At 72.8% G+C, this 15,701-nt stretch carries 14 protein-coding genes, 1 tRNA gene and 1 pseudogene; 13 read left to right on the top strand and 3 right to left on the bottom strand.

The window, feature by feature from the left end; genetic code table 11:
• Positions 1 to 38: 38 nt before the first annotated feature.
• On the bottom strand, positions 39 to 956 hold the full coding sequence (locus tag JK361_RS01645) for a quinone oxidoreductase family protein (RefSeq protein WP_201813780.1): 918 nt from the start codon (positions 954 to 956) through the stop codon (positions 39 to 41).
• A 127-nt stretch (positions 957 to 1,083) separates the two neighbouring features.
• Between JK361_RS01645 and JK361_RS01640 the strand changes: the two genes are divergently transcribed.
• Positions 1,084 to 1,521: a MarR family winged helix-turn-helix transcriptional regulator gene (locus tag JK361_RS01640; protein ID WP_201813779.1), complete on the top strand. Its 438-nt coding sequence runs from the start codon at positions 1,084 to 1,086 to the stop codon at positions 1,519 to 1,521.
• Positions 1,522 to 1,540: 19 nt separating this feature from the next.
• A complete protein-coding gene (locus JK361_RS01635; protein WP_201813778.1) occupies positions 1,541 to 2,062 on the top strand; it encodes an isochorismatase family protein in 522 nt (173 codons plus the stop codon).
• A gap of 182 nt (positions 2,063 to 2,244) precedes the next feature.
• On the opposite strand, the gene fdhD is transcribed toward JK361_RS01635, so the two are convergent.
• Together fdhD and JK361_RS40915 are read right to left on the bottom strand one after the other, a co-directional pair.
• Positions 2,245 to 3,093, bottom strand: coding sequence for a formate dehydrogenase accessory sulfurtransferase FdhD (gene fdhD, locus JK361_RS01630; RefSeq protein WP_201813777.1), 849 nt, complete (start codon positions 3,091 to 3,093; stop codon positions 2,245 to 2,247).
• 7 nt (positions 3,094 to 3,100) lie between these two features.
• Positions 3,101 to 3,302, bottom strand: a pseudogene (locus JK361_RS40915) (2Fe-2S iron-sulfur cluster-binding protein); the annotation flags it as partial.
• A gap of 314 nt (positions 3,303 to 3,616) precedes the next feature.
• Between JK361_RS40915 and JK361_RS01620 the strand changes: the two are divergent.
• From JK361_RS01620 to JK361_RS01570, 11 genes are all read left to right on the top strand, one after another.
• Positions 3,617 to 4,564 (top strand): beta-ketoacyl-ACP synthase III, encoded by a 948-nt coding sequence (locus JK361_RS01620; protein ID WP_201813776.1) that lies wholly within the window; start codon positions 3,617 to 3,619, stop codon positions 4,562 to 4,564.
• Between the two features lie 377 nt (positions 4,565 to 4,941).
• Positions 4,942 to 5,026, top strand: a tRNA-Leu gene (locus tag JK361_RS01615).
• Positions 5,027 to 5,588: 562 nt separating this feature from the next.
• Positions 5,589 to 7,049, top strand: a complete 1,461-nt coding sequence (locus JK361_RS40910; protein WP_201813775.1) for a nitroreductase family protein — start codon at positions 5,589 to 5,591, stop codon at positions 7,047 to 7,049.
• Positions 7,050 to 7,054: 5 nt separating this feature from the next.
• Entirely contained in the window at positions 7,055 to 8,494 is a 1,440-nt protein-coding gene (locus JK361_RS01605) for a class I adenylate-forming enzyme family protein (protein WP_201813774.1), read from the top strand.
• A gap of 28 nt (positions 8,495 to 8,522) precedes the next feature.
• Positions 8,523 to 8,786, top strand: coding sequence for a phosphopantetheine-binding protein (locus JK361_RS01600; RefSeq protein WP_201813773.1), 264 nt, complete (start codon positions 8,523 to 8,525; stop codon positions 8,784 to 8,786).
• On the top strand, positions 8,779 to 9,495 hold the full coding sequence (locus JK361_RS01595; protein WP_201813772.1) for a dihydrodipicolinate reductase C-terminal domain-containing protein: 717 nt from the start codon (positions 8,779 to 8,781) through the stop codon (positions 9,493 to 9,495). The genes JK361_RS01600 and JK361_RS01595 overlap by 8 nt, the downstream gene beginning before the upstream one ends.
• Positions 9,492 to 10,241, top strand: coding sequence for a class II aldolase/adducin family protein (locus tag JK361_RS01590; RefSeq protein WP_201813771.1), 750 nt, complete (start codon positions 9,492 to 9,494; stop codon positions 10,239 to 10,241). Before JK361_RS01595 ends, JK361_RS01590 begins: the two co-directional genes overlap by 4 nt.
• Positions 10,242 to 10,373: 132 nt before the next feature.
• Complete coding sequence (locus JK361_RS01585) at positions 10,374 to 11,513, top strand: acyl-CoA dehydrogenase family protein (RefSeq protein WP_201813770.1); 1,140 nt, start codon at positions 10,374 to 10,376, stop codon at positions 11,511 to 11,513.
• Positions 11,514 to 11,632: 119 nt separating this feature from the next.
• Positions 11,633 to 13,009, top strand: coding sequence for a condensation domain-containing protein (locus JK361_RS01580; RefSeq protein ID WP_201813769.1), 1,377 nt, complete (start codon positions 11,633 to 11,635; stop codon positions 13,007 to 13,009).
• Entirely contained in the window at positions 13,006 to 14,082 is a 1,077-nt protein-coding gene (locus JK361_RS01575) for a polysaccharide deacetylase family protein (protein WP_201813768.1), read from the top strand. Before JK361_RS01580 ends, JK361_RS01575 begins: the two co-directional genes overlap by 4 nt.
• A 324-nt stretch (positions 14,083 to 14,406) precedes the next feature.
• Entirely contained in the window at positions 14,407 to 15,690 is a 1,284-nt protein-coding gene (locus JK361_RS01570) for an MFS transporter (protein WP_201813767.1), read from the top strand.
• Positions 15,691 to 15,701 lie beyond the last annotated feature (11 nt).

Here is a 15,701-nt window from a genome sequence, read left to right as displayed (position 1 = left end):
GGTAGTTGGGGGGTAGGCGGCTCACAAGAAGCGTGCACTCACGGGCGCAGGACGACTTTGCCGAGGTTGGCCCGGCCCGTGATCGCCTCGTGCGCCGCCGCCGCGTCCTCCAGGGCGAACTCCCCGTGCACCGCGGGCTGCACGGCGCCCTCGGCCAGCAGCCGCCACAGCTCCTGCCGCCGCTGCTCGTACAGCTCCGGCCGGCCGCGGGCGATCAGTGCCATCTGGAAGCCGATGACCGACTTGGCTCCCACCAGCAGGTCGTACGCCCGGACCGTGCCGCCGCCCGAGCTGTAGGCGACCAGGCGGCCGTGCGGGGCGAGCGCGGCGAGGGCGGGGGTGAGCAGGTCGCCGCCGACGGCGTCCAGGACACAGTCGACGGGCTCCCCCCAGCCGTCGTCGTCGTACCGCACACAGGCGTCCACCCCCAGCGAGCGGACGAAGTCCGCCTTGCCCGGACCGGACACCGCCCCCACCACCCGGCCGGCCCCCCGCGCCCGCGCCAGCTGCACCGCGAGGTGTCCGACGCCGCTCGCCGCCGCCGTGACGAGGACCGACTCTCCCGGCGTGAGGCGCGCCGCGTCCAGCGCCCCGAGCGCCACCAGGCCGCTGCGCACCAGCGCGACCGCGGTCACGGGGTCGGCGTCGTCCGGCACCGGTGAGGTCATCGCCTCGTGCAGCACGGCGAATTCGGCGTATCCGTACCCGAAGCACAGTCCGGTCACCCGGTCGCCGGCGCGGAAGCGGGTGACGCCCGCGCCGGCCGCCACCACCACACCCGCGATCTCACCGCCCAGCGGCACCGGTTCGGCGGCCTCGGTCACCTTGCGGACCATCGGCAGGGTGACGCCGACCGCCTCGCAGCGCACGAGCAGCTCTCCGGGGCCGGGCTCGGGGACGGGCACCTCCTCCAGGAACAGGGGGCCGCCGACGGACTCGTACCGGACACGACGCATCGAAACCTCCAGAGGCCGGGCGCGCCGGCCCCTTCGATCGTGGGGAACATCCATGAATTCGTTGGGAGTCCCAACGGTAGGGGAAGGTCGTTGGGAAGTCCAATGATTCTTCGGATAGTCTGCGGTCATGGACGAAGCACCCCTGCCCGCGATCCGTTCCCTGCCCAGCTGGCTCCTCGGCCGGGCCGCCGCGCGGGGCCGCGCCCTGGTCGCCGACGCCCTCGCGGCCGAAGGGCTGAAGATGTGGCACTACGTCGTCCTGTCCGCGGTCCGTGACCTGGCCCCGGTCGCACAGGCCGACCTCGCCCGCGCCGTGAGCCTCGACCCCAAGGACGTGGTCGGCATCCTCAACGACCTCCAGTCCGCCGGCCTGGTCGACCGCACCCCCGACCCCCGGGACCGGCGCAAGAACGCCGTCACCCTCGCCGGCGAGGGCGGCCTTCTCCTCGCGCGCTGCGAAGAAGCCGCCCGCGGGGCCAACGACCGGCTGCTCGCCCCGCTGTCGGCCGCCGAACGTGATCAGTTCATGGGCCTGTTGATCCGGATTTCCGGCACGGACGGCTGACGCCGGTTAACGTTCCGTCATGACCGCAGCTCCCGTGCTCGATCCGCAGCGCACCGCCCTCGTCCTCGTCGACCTGATGGACCGCATCGTCGCGCTGCCCCTGGAACCCCGCAAAGGCACCGAAGTACTCGCGAAGGCCGAGGAGTTGGCGAGCGCTTTCCGTCGCGCCGGCGCCCTCGTCGTGCTCGTACGGGTCGAGCGCCCGGCCGTCGCCGAGCAGCCGCCCGGCAGCGGACTGGTGACCGGCCTGCTCCGGGACGGCGACCTGGAGGTGGTCAAGCGGACCATCGGCGCCTTCCAGGGCACCGGTCTGGACGAGCGGCTGCGGGAACGCGGCATCACCACCCTGGTGTTCGGCGGCATCGCCACCAACCTCGGTGTCGAGTCCACCGCCCGCGCCGCCGCCGACCTCGGTTACGACCTCGTCTTCGCCGAGGACGCCATGGCCGCGTTCACCGCGGCCGAGCACGACGCCTCGGTACGGCTGGACTTCCCGAGACTGGGCACCGTCACGCGAACGACCGATCTGACCTTCGCCTGACCGACGGCGAGCGCCGGCCGACGCGGTGTCCCGGCGCATCGGCCGCGAAGAGAGCCGGCGCGGGTCCCGGCCCCGGCCGAGGCGCCTGCGGAAGCGGCGAACGGAGTGAGGCGGCGGGGGATCCCGTGGCGCAGGGGGCGTTCCTCCCCCCGGGCGGGGGCCCGGGGCCGTGCCGGGGCCGGTCAGCTCTGGGCGGCCGCCTCCCGCAGGGCGATCCGGTCCTCGCCCGCGTACACGTTCATGGAGTTGCCCCGCAGGAAGCCCACCAGGGTCAGACCGGTCTCCGCGGCCAGGTCCACCGCCAGGGACGACGGCGCCGACACGGCCGCGAGCACCGGTATGCCCGCCATGACCGCCTTCTGCGCCAGCTCGAAGGAGGCCCGGCCGGAGACCATGAGGATGGTCCGGGACAGCGGCAGCGCGTCGTTCCGCAGCGCCCGCCCGACCAGTTTGTCGACCGCGTTGTGCCGGCCCACGTCCTCCCGGGTGTCCAGCAGTTCGCCGTCCTCGTCGAACAGGGCCGCCGCGTGCAGGCCACCCGTCCGGTCGAACACCCGCTGGGCGGCCCGCAGCCGGTCGGGGAGGGCCGCCAGCAGCTCCGGGGTGACCCGGAGCGGGGGAGTGTCGGCGATCGGCCAGCGCGCGGTCGTCCGCACGGCGTCCAGGCTGGCCTTGCCGCACAGTCCGCACGAGGAGGAGGTGTAGACGTTCCGTTCCAGGGTGAAGTCCGGGAGGGCGACGCCGGGCGCGGTCCGCACGTCGACCACGTTGTAGGTGTTCGAGCCGTCCGCCGTCGCCCCCGCGCAGTAGACGATGTTCCGCAGGTCGGACGCGGTGGCGAGCACGCCCTCGCTCACCAGGAAACCCGCCGCCAGCGCGAAGTCGTCGCCGGGGGTGCGCATGGTGATCGCGAGCGGCTTGCCGTTCAGCCGGATCTCCAGGGGTTCCTCGGCGACGAGCGTGTCCGGCCGGGTGGAGACCGCCCCGTCCCGGATGCGCAGGACCTTGCGTCGTTCCGTGACTCGTCCCATGTTCTGATCAGCCCCGGTTCTCTACGTGCTGGCAGCCGAATCGGCCCTTGATGCGGAGGTTGCCGCGGGTCACCGGGTCGTCGTGCGGCGAGGTGACCTTCACGCTCTCATTGTCCTGCACATGGAGCGCGAGGTGGCAGCCCACCCGAGCGGCGGGCGCACACCGCGGCCGTCTCCGTCTGCCGTGCCGCGTCCCAGGTACCCGCCGCCGCAGGTCCGACTCCGACCGGGGAGCGACGGGGCTCCGGGCTCGTCGACCGGGTGGCGGGCGGCCCGCGCGCGTGCGGACGAGGGCGCCCCGGGCCCGGTCCGGGGTGCGAACGGGAAGTCCGTCGGACCGGGCCGCCGTTCGGCGCCGGGGCGCGGGACGGACGGTGCGGGGGCGGATGCGCGGACGTCCGAGGGTCTGACGGGAGCCGACAATCCCGGCGCGTGATTCCTGTGGCTTCACCTGCCGTCGTACCCGTCGGTCACTGACCAGACTGATGCATCCCGCTACCACGGCAACGAGGGGATCCCCCGCATGAACGGCTCGCGCATCGCCGCCATCGGTCACTACCAGCCCGCCCGGGTGCTCACCAATGACGACCTGGCGGGCATGGTCGACACCGATGACGAGTGGATCCGCAGCCGTGTGGGCATCCGGACCCGGCACATCGCCGGCCCCGACGAGCCCGTGGACGAACTGGCCGCCCACGCGGCGGCCAAGGCCCTCGCCGCGGCCGGCCTGACTCCCGGCGACATCGACCTGGTACTCGTCGCGACCTCCACCGCCATCGACCGCTCCCCGAACACCGCCGCCCGGGTCGCGGCCCGGCTCGGCATCCCACAGCCCGCCGCGATGGACGTCAACGTCGTCTGCGCCGGCTTCACCCACGCGCTCGCGACGGCCGACCACACCCTCCGGGCCGGCGCGGCCACCCGGGCCCTGGTCATCGGCGCCGACAAGATGTCCGACGTCACCGACTGGAGCGACCGCTCGACCTGCGTCCTCGTCGGCGACGGAGCCGGGGCCGCCGTCGTCGAGGCGTGCCGCCCGGAGGAGGAGCCCGGGATCGGGCCGGTGCTGTGGGGATCGGTGCCGGAGATGGGGCACGCGGTGCGGATCGAGGGCACCCCGCCGCGGTTCGCGCAGGAGGGGCAGAGCGTGTACCGCTGGGCCACCACCCGGCTGCCGGCCATCGCCCGCCGGGCCTGCGAGAAGGCCGGGGTGGCGCCCGAGGACCTGGCCGGGGTCGTCCTGCACCAGGCCAACCTGCGGATCATCGAGCCGCTCGCCGAGAAGCTCGGTGCCGTCAACGCGGTGATCGCCCGCGACGTCGCGGAGTCCGGCAACACCTCCGCCGCCAGCGTCCCGCTCGCCTTCTCCAAGCTGATCGAACGGGGCGCGCTCAGCACCGGCGACCCGGTGCTGCTGTTCGGATTCGGCGGCAACCTCTCGTACGCCGGGCAGGTCGTGCGCTGCCCCTGAGGTGCCACGGGGCGTCCGACTGCGCTGCCCCTGAGGTGCCACGGGGTGCGCTGCCCCTGAGGTGCCGCGGGGCGTCCGACCGTACGCCGCCCCACCGATCCCACGGGGCGCTCGGCGGACATGCCACCCCTCCCGGCGGTGCGACGGGGTGCTCGGGGCAGGGGTGCCCGGGAACTTCACGGAGTACCAGCCGATCCCGTGAACATCACGGTGGGTGCGGGGGCTCTCGCGCTCTGTACGCCGTCCGCCGAGAGGGCGGCCCGTCTCGGCCCCGGGCCGCTCGGCGGGGCGGATACGCAGGTGAAACGCACCCCAGAACCTTGGTATTGTTGTCCATGTCGCCGCGGGGAACGCCCCGGCCGGGCGACACACACCTAGTCCGGGTGGCGGAATGGCAGACGCGCTAGCTTGAGGTGCTAGTGCCCTTTATCGGGCGTGGGGGTTCAAGTCCCCCCTCGGACACGGAAACGATGAAGCGGGTCTCTGGCGGTGACGGAAGTCATCGCGGGGCCCGCTTCTCCTTGTGTCCGGGTTTGCCGGCGATCGCGCAGGAGGTCAAGGGCATCGGCCCGCACGGCCCGGTGCGTGCCGATCCGCTCTCGGATGCCCGTCGGGACGCTGTCGACGGCTGCCACGGTCGACCACTTCCGATCGGTGTCCGATTCGCGGCATTCATTCGGTTTATTGGCATTTATTAAGCAGCCTTGTTTCATTGGTCTTGACCAATACTCGGCCACTTGGCATGCTTGCAGCGGCCGTAACCGATCATGCGTTCTCATGGCGCGAGACATTCCCTCGGATACGTGCCATGTCTTGGCGTCAAAAGCTGAAATCGCTCGCCTCGCGATCCGAGGCCGCGCCGGTCTCAGGTACTGGACAATCGGAAGTCCGGTGAGTGGATCGTCGCGAAAGCAAATGCAATGTCCCCCGTTGATGCATTAGGTCCGCACTGTCAGTGCCGAGGTCAACGCCGCCCTCATCTGCACCCTGCGGACTGTCAGGCAACAGGAGGTTTGCGTCAGACGTGCAAGGAAATCTCACCACCCCAAGAGCCGTACCCGCAGCGTCGCCCGGGCGTGAATCCGAGGGTCGGGCCGCCGACCTGTGGGCCCGGGTGGCCCTGCCGGCGGCGGCGCCCGAGCCGCCCGCCGAGCCCGTTGCCGCCCCCGGCCTGCGCCTTGCCTTGTCTCTGCTGGAAGAAGGCGCGCTGACCAGCCGCGCCAACCGGTCCTGCGGCTCGTACGCGGCGCGGGCGGTGCCGTCGGCCGGAGCCGTGTACCCGTACGAGTTCGCCGTCCTCGTCATGGAGAACGGCGTGCCGACGGCCTTCCGTGTCGACGCCGACCGCCGTATCTGCGCCCGGCTGGCCGCCGGAACCCGCGTCACCACCGCACTGGACGCTTCCATGCTGGCCATCCCGGAAAACGGTGGAGCGCTGGTGATCACGCTCACCCGCCCCTGGCTTTCCATGCGCAAATATGGTGACCGTGGATATCTGTACACCCAAATCGACGCGGGACACGCGGCGGGAAATCTCCTACTGGCTGCGGCCGGCCGTGGCGCGGCGGGGGCGCTACGGCTGCGCTTCCCCAGGGAAACTCTCTCCGAATTACTGGAGGCGGGCGAGAACTGCCGGGAGATTTACTCCGCAACCCTGATACCGGCCAACCCGGCCGGCGAGCCGTCGACCCGCTGGACCGTGCACGACGACACCGACCGCGAACGGCGCGGGCCCACCTGGCGGTCGTGGCTGGAGAGCACCTGCTGGGACTCCCTCGCCGGATGGACCGAGCACTCCGCCTCCGCGGCCCTGCGGACGGTGGCCGCACCCCTCGCCCGCATCCGCACCGGCCGGCGGCCGGCCGGAGGGCACAGCGGCCTGGGTGACCCCTCCGAGTGGCCGGAACTGATCGGCACACGAGCCTCCAGCAAGGCGTTCACGGGCGAACCCGTCTCCGCCTCCGCCGTCTGGCAGGCGGTCTCGGCCCTGTCGACACCGCTGCAGACCGACCTCCCCGACGCCTCGCCCCTGTCCGCGACCCTGGTCCTGCGGTCGACGACGGAACCCGAGCAGAACGCGGTCTACCGGCTGCACACCGGTGAGCGGCAGCCAGGACCGCTGCCGTCCACCGAAGAGGTGGCCCGTGCCTGCATGCAGCAGCGAGCCCTCGCCGGGGCCGCGGCCATCCTGCTGCTGCACGTACCCCGCACCTCGCTCGCCGGGGCAGGCTCGGCCGCCGGCACCGAGAACCTGCGGGAACTCGCCTTCCGCTGCGGTGCCCTGGGACAGCTCCTCTACCTGGGCGCGAACCGCGCGACGGTCGGGGTGACCGCCATCGGTGGTTTCGACGTGCCGCTGTGGCGCACGCTGGCGGGGCTGCCGGAGGACGAGGAGATCCTCTACGCCCTGCTGCTCGGCCGCCCGGACGACTCGGGCATCAAGTTCGACCGGCTTGCCACGGCGCACGCCCAGAACGAGCGGTGACCCCGATGCGCGCCGTCCTTCCCGACGCCTTCACCGAAGTCCTCGCCCGCCACGGCGACCGCGTCGCGGTCACCGACGCCGACGGCTCGCTCGGATACGCCGAACTCGGCGCCCGGGCCCGCGCCGCGGCAAAGCGGCTCGCCCGGTACGACGAACGGGGCGAGCGACTGCGAGTGGGCCTGTATGCCACCAACTCCGTCGAATACGTCATCGGTTACCTCGCGACGCTGTTCGCCGGCGCGGTGCCCTTCCTCGCCGACTCCGCCTTCGGCCCGTTCGAACTCTCGCGGATCGCCGAGGACTGCGGGCTGGACCTGCTGATCCACGCCCCCAGTGCCGACGTCCGGGCCGTCGCGGACGAGACCCTCACCGACGACGGCGAGTTCGGCTACCTCACCGTCAGCCGGGTGCGTTCCCACGACACGCCCCGTCCGGTGCTGCTGGACGACACCGAGGTGTGCCGGTTCACCTCCGGCTCCACCGGCCGGCCCAACTGCATCGAGTTCTCCGGCACGGCCGTCTCCGCGGCGGCCGCCAACTGGGCGAAGGGCACCGGCCTCGTGGCCGAGGACCGGATCGCCTGTTTCGCCGCGCTCTCCAACGGCCTGGCCTTCAACACGTCGTTGCTGGCGGCCTTCCTGCCGGGCGCCTCACTGCACCTGTCGCACGGTCTGCCCACCGCCTCCCGGGTCGTGCGGCTCCTGGAGAACACCGCCGCCACCCGCCTGGTCGCCTTCCCGGCACTGTACGAGTCGATCGTGCGGCGCGCCCCGAAGGAGGGCTTCGCCGCCGTCCGGACCGCGATCTCCTCCGGCGCCCCACTGCGCGAAACCGTGCGCGAGGAGTTCACCCGGCTCACCGGCGTGCCGATCCACAACTACTACGGCGTGGCCGAGACCGGGCCGCTGACGTACGCCCCCGACGGCGCCGGCAGCGGGCTCGGAGCGCCCCTGCCCGGTGTGCACCTGCTCGCGGAGGAGCAGGGCATCCGGGTGAGGAGCGAGTCGATGGGCTCCCGCTACCTCAACGCCCCCGGCCTGTTCGAGAAGCGCGTCGACGACGAGGGCTACTACCACACCGGCGACCAGGGCCGGCTGCTCGACGGCACGCTCCACCTGACCGGACGCACGAGCCGGCTGGTCAACGTGGGCGGGCGCAAGATCGACCCGATCGAGATCGCCGACGTGCTGCGCGCGGCCCCCGGGGTGTTGGACGCCGTCGCCTTTGAGGCCGAGAACCAGCACGGCGAGCCGACCCTGGCCGCCGTCGTCGCCGTCGAACCCGGCGTGACCGCGCAGTCCCTGCGCACGCACTGCGCGGCGACACTCCCGTCGTTCAAGGTGCCCGGCATCCTCCGCCTGGTGGACCGGATACCGGCGAACTCGATCGGCAAGCCGTCCATCGAACGCCTGCGGCGCCTGCTCAGCGCCCCCCAGAGCAACTGAACCTCCCTTCAAGACACAGGAATTCCTCATGGACAGCAGCGCGCTCCGCAGCAAGATCCTCGACCTCGCCATCGCCGCGGGGGACGGCAGCGTCACCGCCGACGAACTCGCCGCCACCAACTACTCGCTGCGCGACGTCGGCTTCTCCTCGCTCTCCTACATGCGCCTCATCGACAGCATCGAGAACGAAGTCGGTGTCTACCTGGACCCGGAAGCCGCCATCGAGCACTACGAGACCATCGACAGCGTCACGGCCCTGGTGCTCGCCAGCGGAGCGGCCGCCGATGCCTGACACACCCGTGAGCGACGGCCCCACGATCGGGATCGTCGGCCTCGGGCGCCTCGGCTCGGCGTTGCGTTCGGTCTGCCGGGCCGACGGCACCCGGGTCTCCCTCACCGCGTCCCGCCGGGCCGGCTGGTCCGTCGAGACGGTACCCGACGTGCTCGTCGACGCCAGCGCACCCGAGGCGCACACCGACGTCCTCGACTACTGCGCCACCCACCGCGTGGCACTCGTCGCCTGCGTCTCCAACCTGACGGACATCCAGTGGAAGGCACTGGAAGAGCTGGCCGACGTGGTGCCGGTGGTCCGCGCCACCAACCTCTCCTTCGCCCACTACCTCCAGTCGCGCATCGCCGAGTTCACCGCCGCCCTCACCACGGGCCGGTTCGGCACGACCACCACCGTCCGGGAACGGCACCCGCTCGGCAAGGCACACCGGCCGAGCGCCACCGCCCTGGCGCTGGCGGACACCTGGGCCGCGGCGAGCGGCCGGGCCGTGGCCGACATCGCCGACGAGCGGTCCGGACTGCCGGTCAGCGAACACGAGATGACCCACACCTGGGACGGCGAGTCGCTGCACGTGCGGCATCACGTCGGCAGCTGGACGGTGCCGGCGCGGGGCGCGCTGGCAGCCGCCGACTGGGCCCGCGCCGCACCCCCCGGCCTGGTCACCATGCGGACCGTCTACGACGACCTGACAGCTAGGAGCACGACATGACCACCGATGGACCGAAGCCGCTGGATCCGGCCGAACGCCGGCTCGTTCTGCAGGTGGCGATCGGCGCCCGGATGCTCTCCCTCGACGGCCACGACGACTTCAACCAGGGCCAGATCTCCGCCCGGATTCCCGGCCGGGACGAGTTCTTCATCAAGGGCGCGCTGGTCGGGTTCGACGAGGCGGCCCCACAGGACGTGGTCCGCTGCCCGGTGGACCACACGCTGCCCGCGCCGCCGCTCGCGCCCCCGGAACTGCCGCTGCACCAGGCCGTCTACCGGGCCCGGCCGGACGTCAACGGCATCGTCCACAGCCACGCCCCGTACACCCTGCTGTTCGGCGCCACCGACCTGAAGCTGCGCCCGGTCTCGCACGACGGCGCCTACTTCCGCGACCGGCTCGGCCTGTTCACCGAGACCAGCAACACCGTCCTGGACATCGAGACCGGCGAGCACATCGCCAAGGACCTCGGCGAGCACCCGGCCGTCCTGCTGCGCAACCACGGCGGGGTGATCGTCGGCAAGAGCGTGCGGCACGCCTCCGTCTTCGCCCAGGTGCTGGAACGCGCCTGCCGCCTCCAGCTGACCGCCGAGAGCACCGGCGTCCCCTACACCTGGTCCACCGACCAGGACGTGGCCGCCAAGCAGGACTTCATCTACGCCGACCTGTCCGTCCGCTCGTACTGGGACCACGCCGTCCGCCGGGTGGGCCGGCACTGGCCGGAGACCACCGGCTGGGACCGCGGCTGACCGCGCCGGCCGAACGCGTCCCACCCGTTGCGGATCCGTCACCCCGGCGCGGACGGGCCGCCGCGCCCACGCGGGACGAGACGCGCAACGCCCGCCCCGCTCACCACACCCGTCACACACGGAGGTCGCCCGATGAAGGTCCAGCGCATCCTGCCCACGGAGGAGGCGGCCGATCTCCTCGGCCTCGTCCGGGAGATCGCCGACGGTGAACTCGCCCCCCACGTGGACAAGTTCGAAGCGGCCCACGAGTTCCCCCGGGAGATCGTGCGCACCCTGGGCCGGGCCGGACTGCTGAGCCTGCCGTACCCCGAGGAGTACGGCGGTGGCGGACAGCCGTACGAGGTCTACCTCCAGGCGCTGGAGGAGATCGCCTACCACTGGTTCGGCGTGGCCGAGGCGGTCAACGTGCACAACCTCGCCTGCTTCGGCACCGCCACGTACGGCACCCCGGCCCAGCGCGAGGAACTGCTCCCCGGCATGCTGAGCGGCGAACTGCTGGGCGCCTACTGCCTGTCCGAGGCGGAGGCCGGGTCGGACGCCGCCTCGCTCACCACCCGGGCGGTGCGGGACGACGACGGCTACCGCATCACGGGCACCAAGTCCTGGGTCACCCACGCCGGTCACGCGGACTTCTACAACGTGTTCAGCCGCACCGGCGGACCGGGAGCCCGGGGCCTGTCCTGCCTCGTCGTCCCCGGCGGCACGCCGGGCATGGTGATCCACGAACCGGAGCGGAAGCTGGGCGTCTGGTCCAACCCCACCGCGCAGGTCGGCTTCGACGGCGTCCGGGTGCCGGCCGGGCGGCTGATCGGCCGGGAGGGCAAGGGCTTCCTGATCGCGATGGGCGCACTGGACTGCGGCCGGCTGGGCATCGCCGCCTGCGCCGTCGGCATCGCCCAGGCCGCCGTCGACTACGCCGTGCGGTACGCGAAGGAACGCCGCCAGTTCGGGCAGCGGATCATCTCCTTCCAGGGCGTCGGCTTCCTGCTGGCCGACCTGGCAACGCAGATCGCCGCGGCACGGGCGCTCACCCTGGCGGCCGCCCGCCTGAAGGACGCCGGCCGGCCGTACTCGCTGGAGGCGGCGAAGGCGAAGCTGTTCGCCACCGACGTGGCGATGAAGGTGACCACCGACGCGGTGCAGGTGCTGGGCGGCGCCGGTTACGTCTCCGACCACCCGGTGGAGCGCTGGATGCGCGAGGCCAAGCTGCTTCAGATCGTGGAAGGCACCAACCAGATCCAGCGCCTGGTCATCTCGCAGGGCCTGGACTAGAGCCTCTCGTCCGGATCGCGGCGGGCTCGTCCGGACGAAGGACCCCGGCCGCCGCCGCGCGTTCGGCCCGATGCCGGCGGACGGCGTACGAGACAACCGAAGGGAAGGTTCGGAACACGATGACCACGGTCGAGGAGCGGACCATCACACTGGACTCCGCGAGGGCCGGGACAGGCCCGGCCACCTGGGGGCAGCGGGCGATCTGGGGTGTCGTCACGCGGCTCGGTGACGACGCCCCCAGGTACAACCTGCGGCTCGACCTCCCCCTCACCCCGCCCCGCCCCGCCTCCCGGGTCCTGGCGGACCTGGCGGAGCTGCTTCGGATGCACGACAGCCTGCACACCAGGCTGCTGCCGGACGGCGAGGAAGGTCTGGAACAGGTCGTGGACGGGGCCGGCGAGCTTTTGGCGGAGGTCCGGACGTGCTCCGCGGCCGAGGCCCCGGCGGCCGGTGAGGCCCTGATGGAGGAGCTGGCGGGGCGCCCCTTCGACCACGCGCGGGAGTGGCCGTTCAGGGCCGGCCTCGTGGAGTGCGGGGGGCTCGTCCACCGGCTGGTGCTGGCGGCCTCGCACACCGCGATGGACCTCTGGGGGGAGGGCCGGATGCTCCGCGACCTGAAGCTGATCGAGTCGGGGGAGACCGCCGAGTCGCTGCTCCGGGCCCGTCCCGCCCTCCAGCCCCTGGAGGCCGCGGCGCTCCAGGCCTCGCCGCTCGGCCGTCGCCGGGACGAGGCGGCCCGGCGCCACTGGTGCGAGCGACTGTCCGCCGGCCCCCGGCGGATCTTCCTGGACCCCGCGGCGCCGGAACGCGCGGTGACCGATCCGGGCCGGCTGTTCCCCAACGCGCTGCTGCGCTCGCCCGCACTCGCGGTCGCCGTCGAACGGGTGGCGGCGGACCTGGGGGTGAGCGACGCCGCCGTGCTGCTCGGGGCGGCCTCCCACCGGCTGGCCAGGATGTCCGGGAGCAGCGACGTGCTGTTCCAGGTGGTGGTGAGCAACCGTTTCCAGCCGGCCGCCTCCGAGTCGGTCAGCACGATGGCCCAGGAGGCCGTGTTCCTCCTCACGGACGCCGACAAGGACTTCGAGGACGCGGTACGGCGGACGCGGTCCGTCTCGTTCAGCGCGTTCCGCCACGCGGGGTACGACAAGTGGGCACTGGACCGGGAGGTGGCGCGGCTGGTCGAGCGCGGCGAGGCGGCGGACCACTCGTGCTGGTGGAACGACACCCGGGACCCGGGCATCGGGCCGTTCGACACCGTCGAACGGCCCCGGGCAGCGCTCGGTGAGCTGATCGGCCGGACCGAACTGAGCTGGCCCACCGAGTTCCTGCCCCGCGCGAACGTCTCGGTGGCGGTGGATGTGCTGACCGCCCCCGGAGCCCTGGAACTCTGCATGACCGCCGACCCGGCAGTCCTCACCCGCGAGGGCATGGAGCACTTCCTGCGCGGGGTCGAGGAGCTGATCGTCGCCGAGGCCGTCACCCGGGGGAACGCATGAGCATGAGATACGCGGGAATCGCCTGGACGGACACGGGCTACCGGGTCGAGGTCCTCGACGGTGCCGGGCGCCGGGTGGTGGAGCCGAGCAGCTGGGCTGCCGACCGGGTCGCCGAACTCATCGGCTGGCTGCGGGAGCTGGGCCGGGAGCAGCCGCTGGCCGCGGTGTTCGACAGCACCAACGGCCTGCTCGACGGGCCGATGACGGCGGCCGGCCTGGAGGTCTACCGCGCCGACCCCTGGCTGCTGCCGCCCCGGCCGCGGTTCGGCTCGGTCCCGGCCCACCGGCTGGCGGAGCAGGCCCGGAGCACGCCCGACGCGCTGGCCCGGGTGACCGCCGAGGGGGGCACGCTGACCGGCCGCGCCGATGAGTACTTCGACGGCGTACGGCGCAGCGAGCCGATACAGGCGGCGCTGACGGCGGCCGGACGCTGCTTCGAGCACGGCCGACGGGACACCCCGCAGGTCGCGCTCACCTTCGACGACGGCCCCGATCCGGTGCACACCCGGCGCATCCTGGAGATCCTGGACCGCTACGGCGTCCGGGCGACCTTCTTCTGCGTCGGTCACCATGTCGCGGCGCTGCCCGACGAGGTGCGCCGGATCGCCGCCGCCGGCCATGAACTCGGCAACCACTCCTGGTCGCATCCCTTCCTGCCCGACCTGACACCGGACCAGCTGCGCGAGCAGCTCGACCGTACGACGGAGGCGGTGGCCCGGGTGACCGGCGAGGCCCCGGCGCTGTTCCGGCCGCCGTACGGCGCGCTGACCCCGGAGGTGCTGGCCGCCCTCGACGGGCATCCCACCACCATGACCCTGTGGGACGTGGACTCCCGCGACTGGGCCAGGCCGGGGCCGGAACGGATCGCCGCGACCGTCCTGGAGGGCGCCGGGCCCGGCTCGGTGGTGCTGATGCACGAGGGCGCCGGCGACCGCGGCCAGACCGTACAGGCCCTCCCGTCGATCATCGAGGGCCTCCTCGAACGCGGGCTGGCACCGGTCACCGTGGGTGAACTGCCGGTGCGGTCCGCCCAGGCCGAAGCGGACCCCCGCCCGGCGGCCGCACCCCGCTGAACGCCCCCGGCCCGGCCCCGAACCGGCCGCCGGCGCCGACGCGTTCCGCGGCCGCACACCACGGGCCGTACGTACGGGACCGCGGCCTCGCCCCACCCGGCTCCGCAGCCCTCGCCCCACCCGGCTCCGCAGCCCTCGCCCGGGCTCGCGCACCGGACCGCGACCTCGCCGGTTCCGCGGCCGTACACCCCGGCCCGCGCACCGGACCGCGACCCCACCCCGCCCCACGGAGCGCACGGTCACCGCGGCCGCGCGCCTCCCGGCCCCGGCGAGCAGCCACCCCACCACGAAGACCACGACCCACGGCTGGAGCATGGAATCGTCATGAAGGATCGCTCGGCAGACCACACCGCGGCGGTGACGTCCTCGCGGATCCAGGACCGGCCCGCCGCGGCGCCCCCGGCCGGGGAACCGGCGATCTGGTCACGGAACTTCCAGTACTACTTCACCGCCCGCAGCGCGGGCCTGCTCGGCTGGGCCATGCTGCCGGTCGCGGTCTCGGCCGGGCTGCTCAGCGCCGGATACGGCGTGAGCACCGCGGGCTACTCGATGGCCTTCCTGGTGGGCCCCTTCGCCGGGCTGGTGCTGTTCGGCGGGGTGCTCGCCGACCGCTTCACCGCCCGCCGGATGATGATCGCCTCCGACCTGGCCAACCTCATCACGCACGTGCTCCTCGCCTTCCTCTTCCTCCACGGCATCGACCGTCTCTGGCACCTGTACGCGCTGCTGATGGTGGCCGGCACCGCCAACGCCATGTTCCAGCCGGGCGCCTCCTCGACCGTCCCGCTGGTGGCCCGGGACGTACAGGGCGCCAACGGCGTGCTGCGCATCTCCGAGGCGCTCACCGCACTGGGCGGCCCGGCGCTGGCCGGTGCGCTGGTCGGGGCCGGCGCCACCGGCTGGGTGATGGTGATCTCCGCCGTCGCCTACGGCACCAGCGCCTGCTGCCTGTTCGCGCTCCGGCTCGGCAGGGTGCCCGCCCCGCCGGCCGGGGAGAGCCTGTGGCACAACCTGGCGGTCGGCTGGCGCGAGTTCCGCTCCCGCAGCTGGCTCTGGGGCGTGATCGCGATCTGGATGTTCTTCGCCGTGCTCTCCTGGGGGCCGCAACTGTCGGTCGCCGCCGGGGTGATCGTGCCCGCGCACGGCGCCACCGCCTTCGGCCTGCTCAACTGCGCGTTCGGCGCGGGCACCGTGGCCGGCGGTGTGCTGGCGATCCGCTACAAGCCCGTACGGCCGCTCGCCGCCGGGGCCGTGGCCATGCTGGCGTACCCCCTCTACCCGCTCGGCATCGTCCTCGACTGGCCGGTCTGGCTGCTCGCCATCGCCCAGGTCGCCGTCGGCGTCGGCATCACCTTCTGGGGCGTCATGTGGGCCACCAGCGTGCAGACCCAGGTGCCGGGCGAGGTGCTCAACCGCGTCCACGCCTACGAGGTCGCGGGTTCCGTCGGCATGTTCCCGGTCGGCAGTGCGCTGGCCGGCCCGGCCGTCGGGGCGTTCGGCACCGACCGGGTGCTCGAGGTGGGCATCGTGGTCGCCCTCCTCACCGCCGCCGCCCTGCTGGCCGCCCACCCGATCCGCACCCTGACCCGGATACCGGACCGGCCCTGACCGGTGCGGGT

The organism is Streptomyces musisoli (genome assembly GCF_016741855.1).
Lineage (GTDB): Bacteria > Actinomycetota > Actinomycetes > Streptomycetales > Streptomycetaceae > Streptomyces > Streptomyces musisoli.
This window is presented reverse-complemented; position numbering and strand designations above follow the sequence as displayed.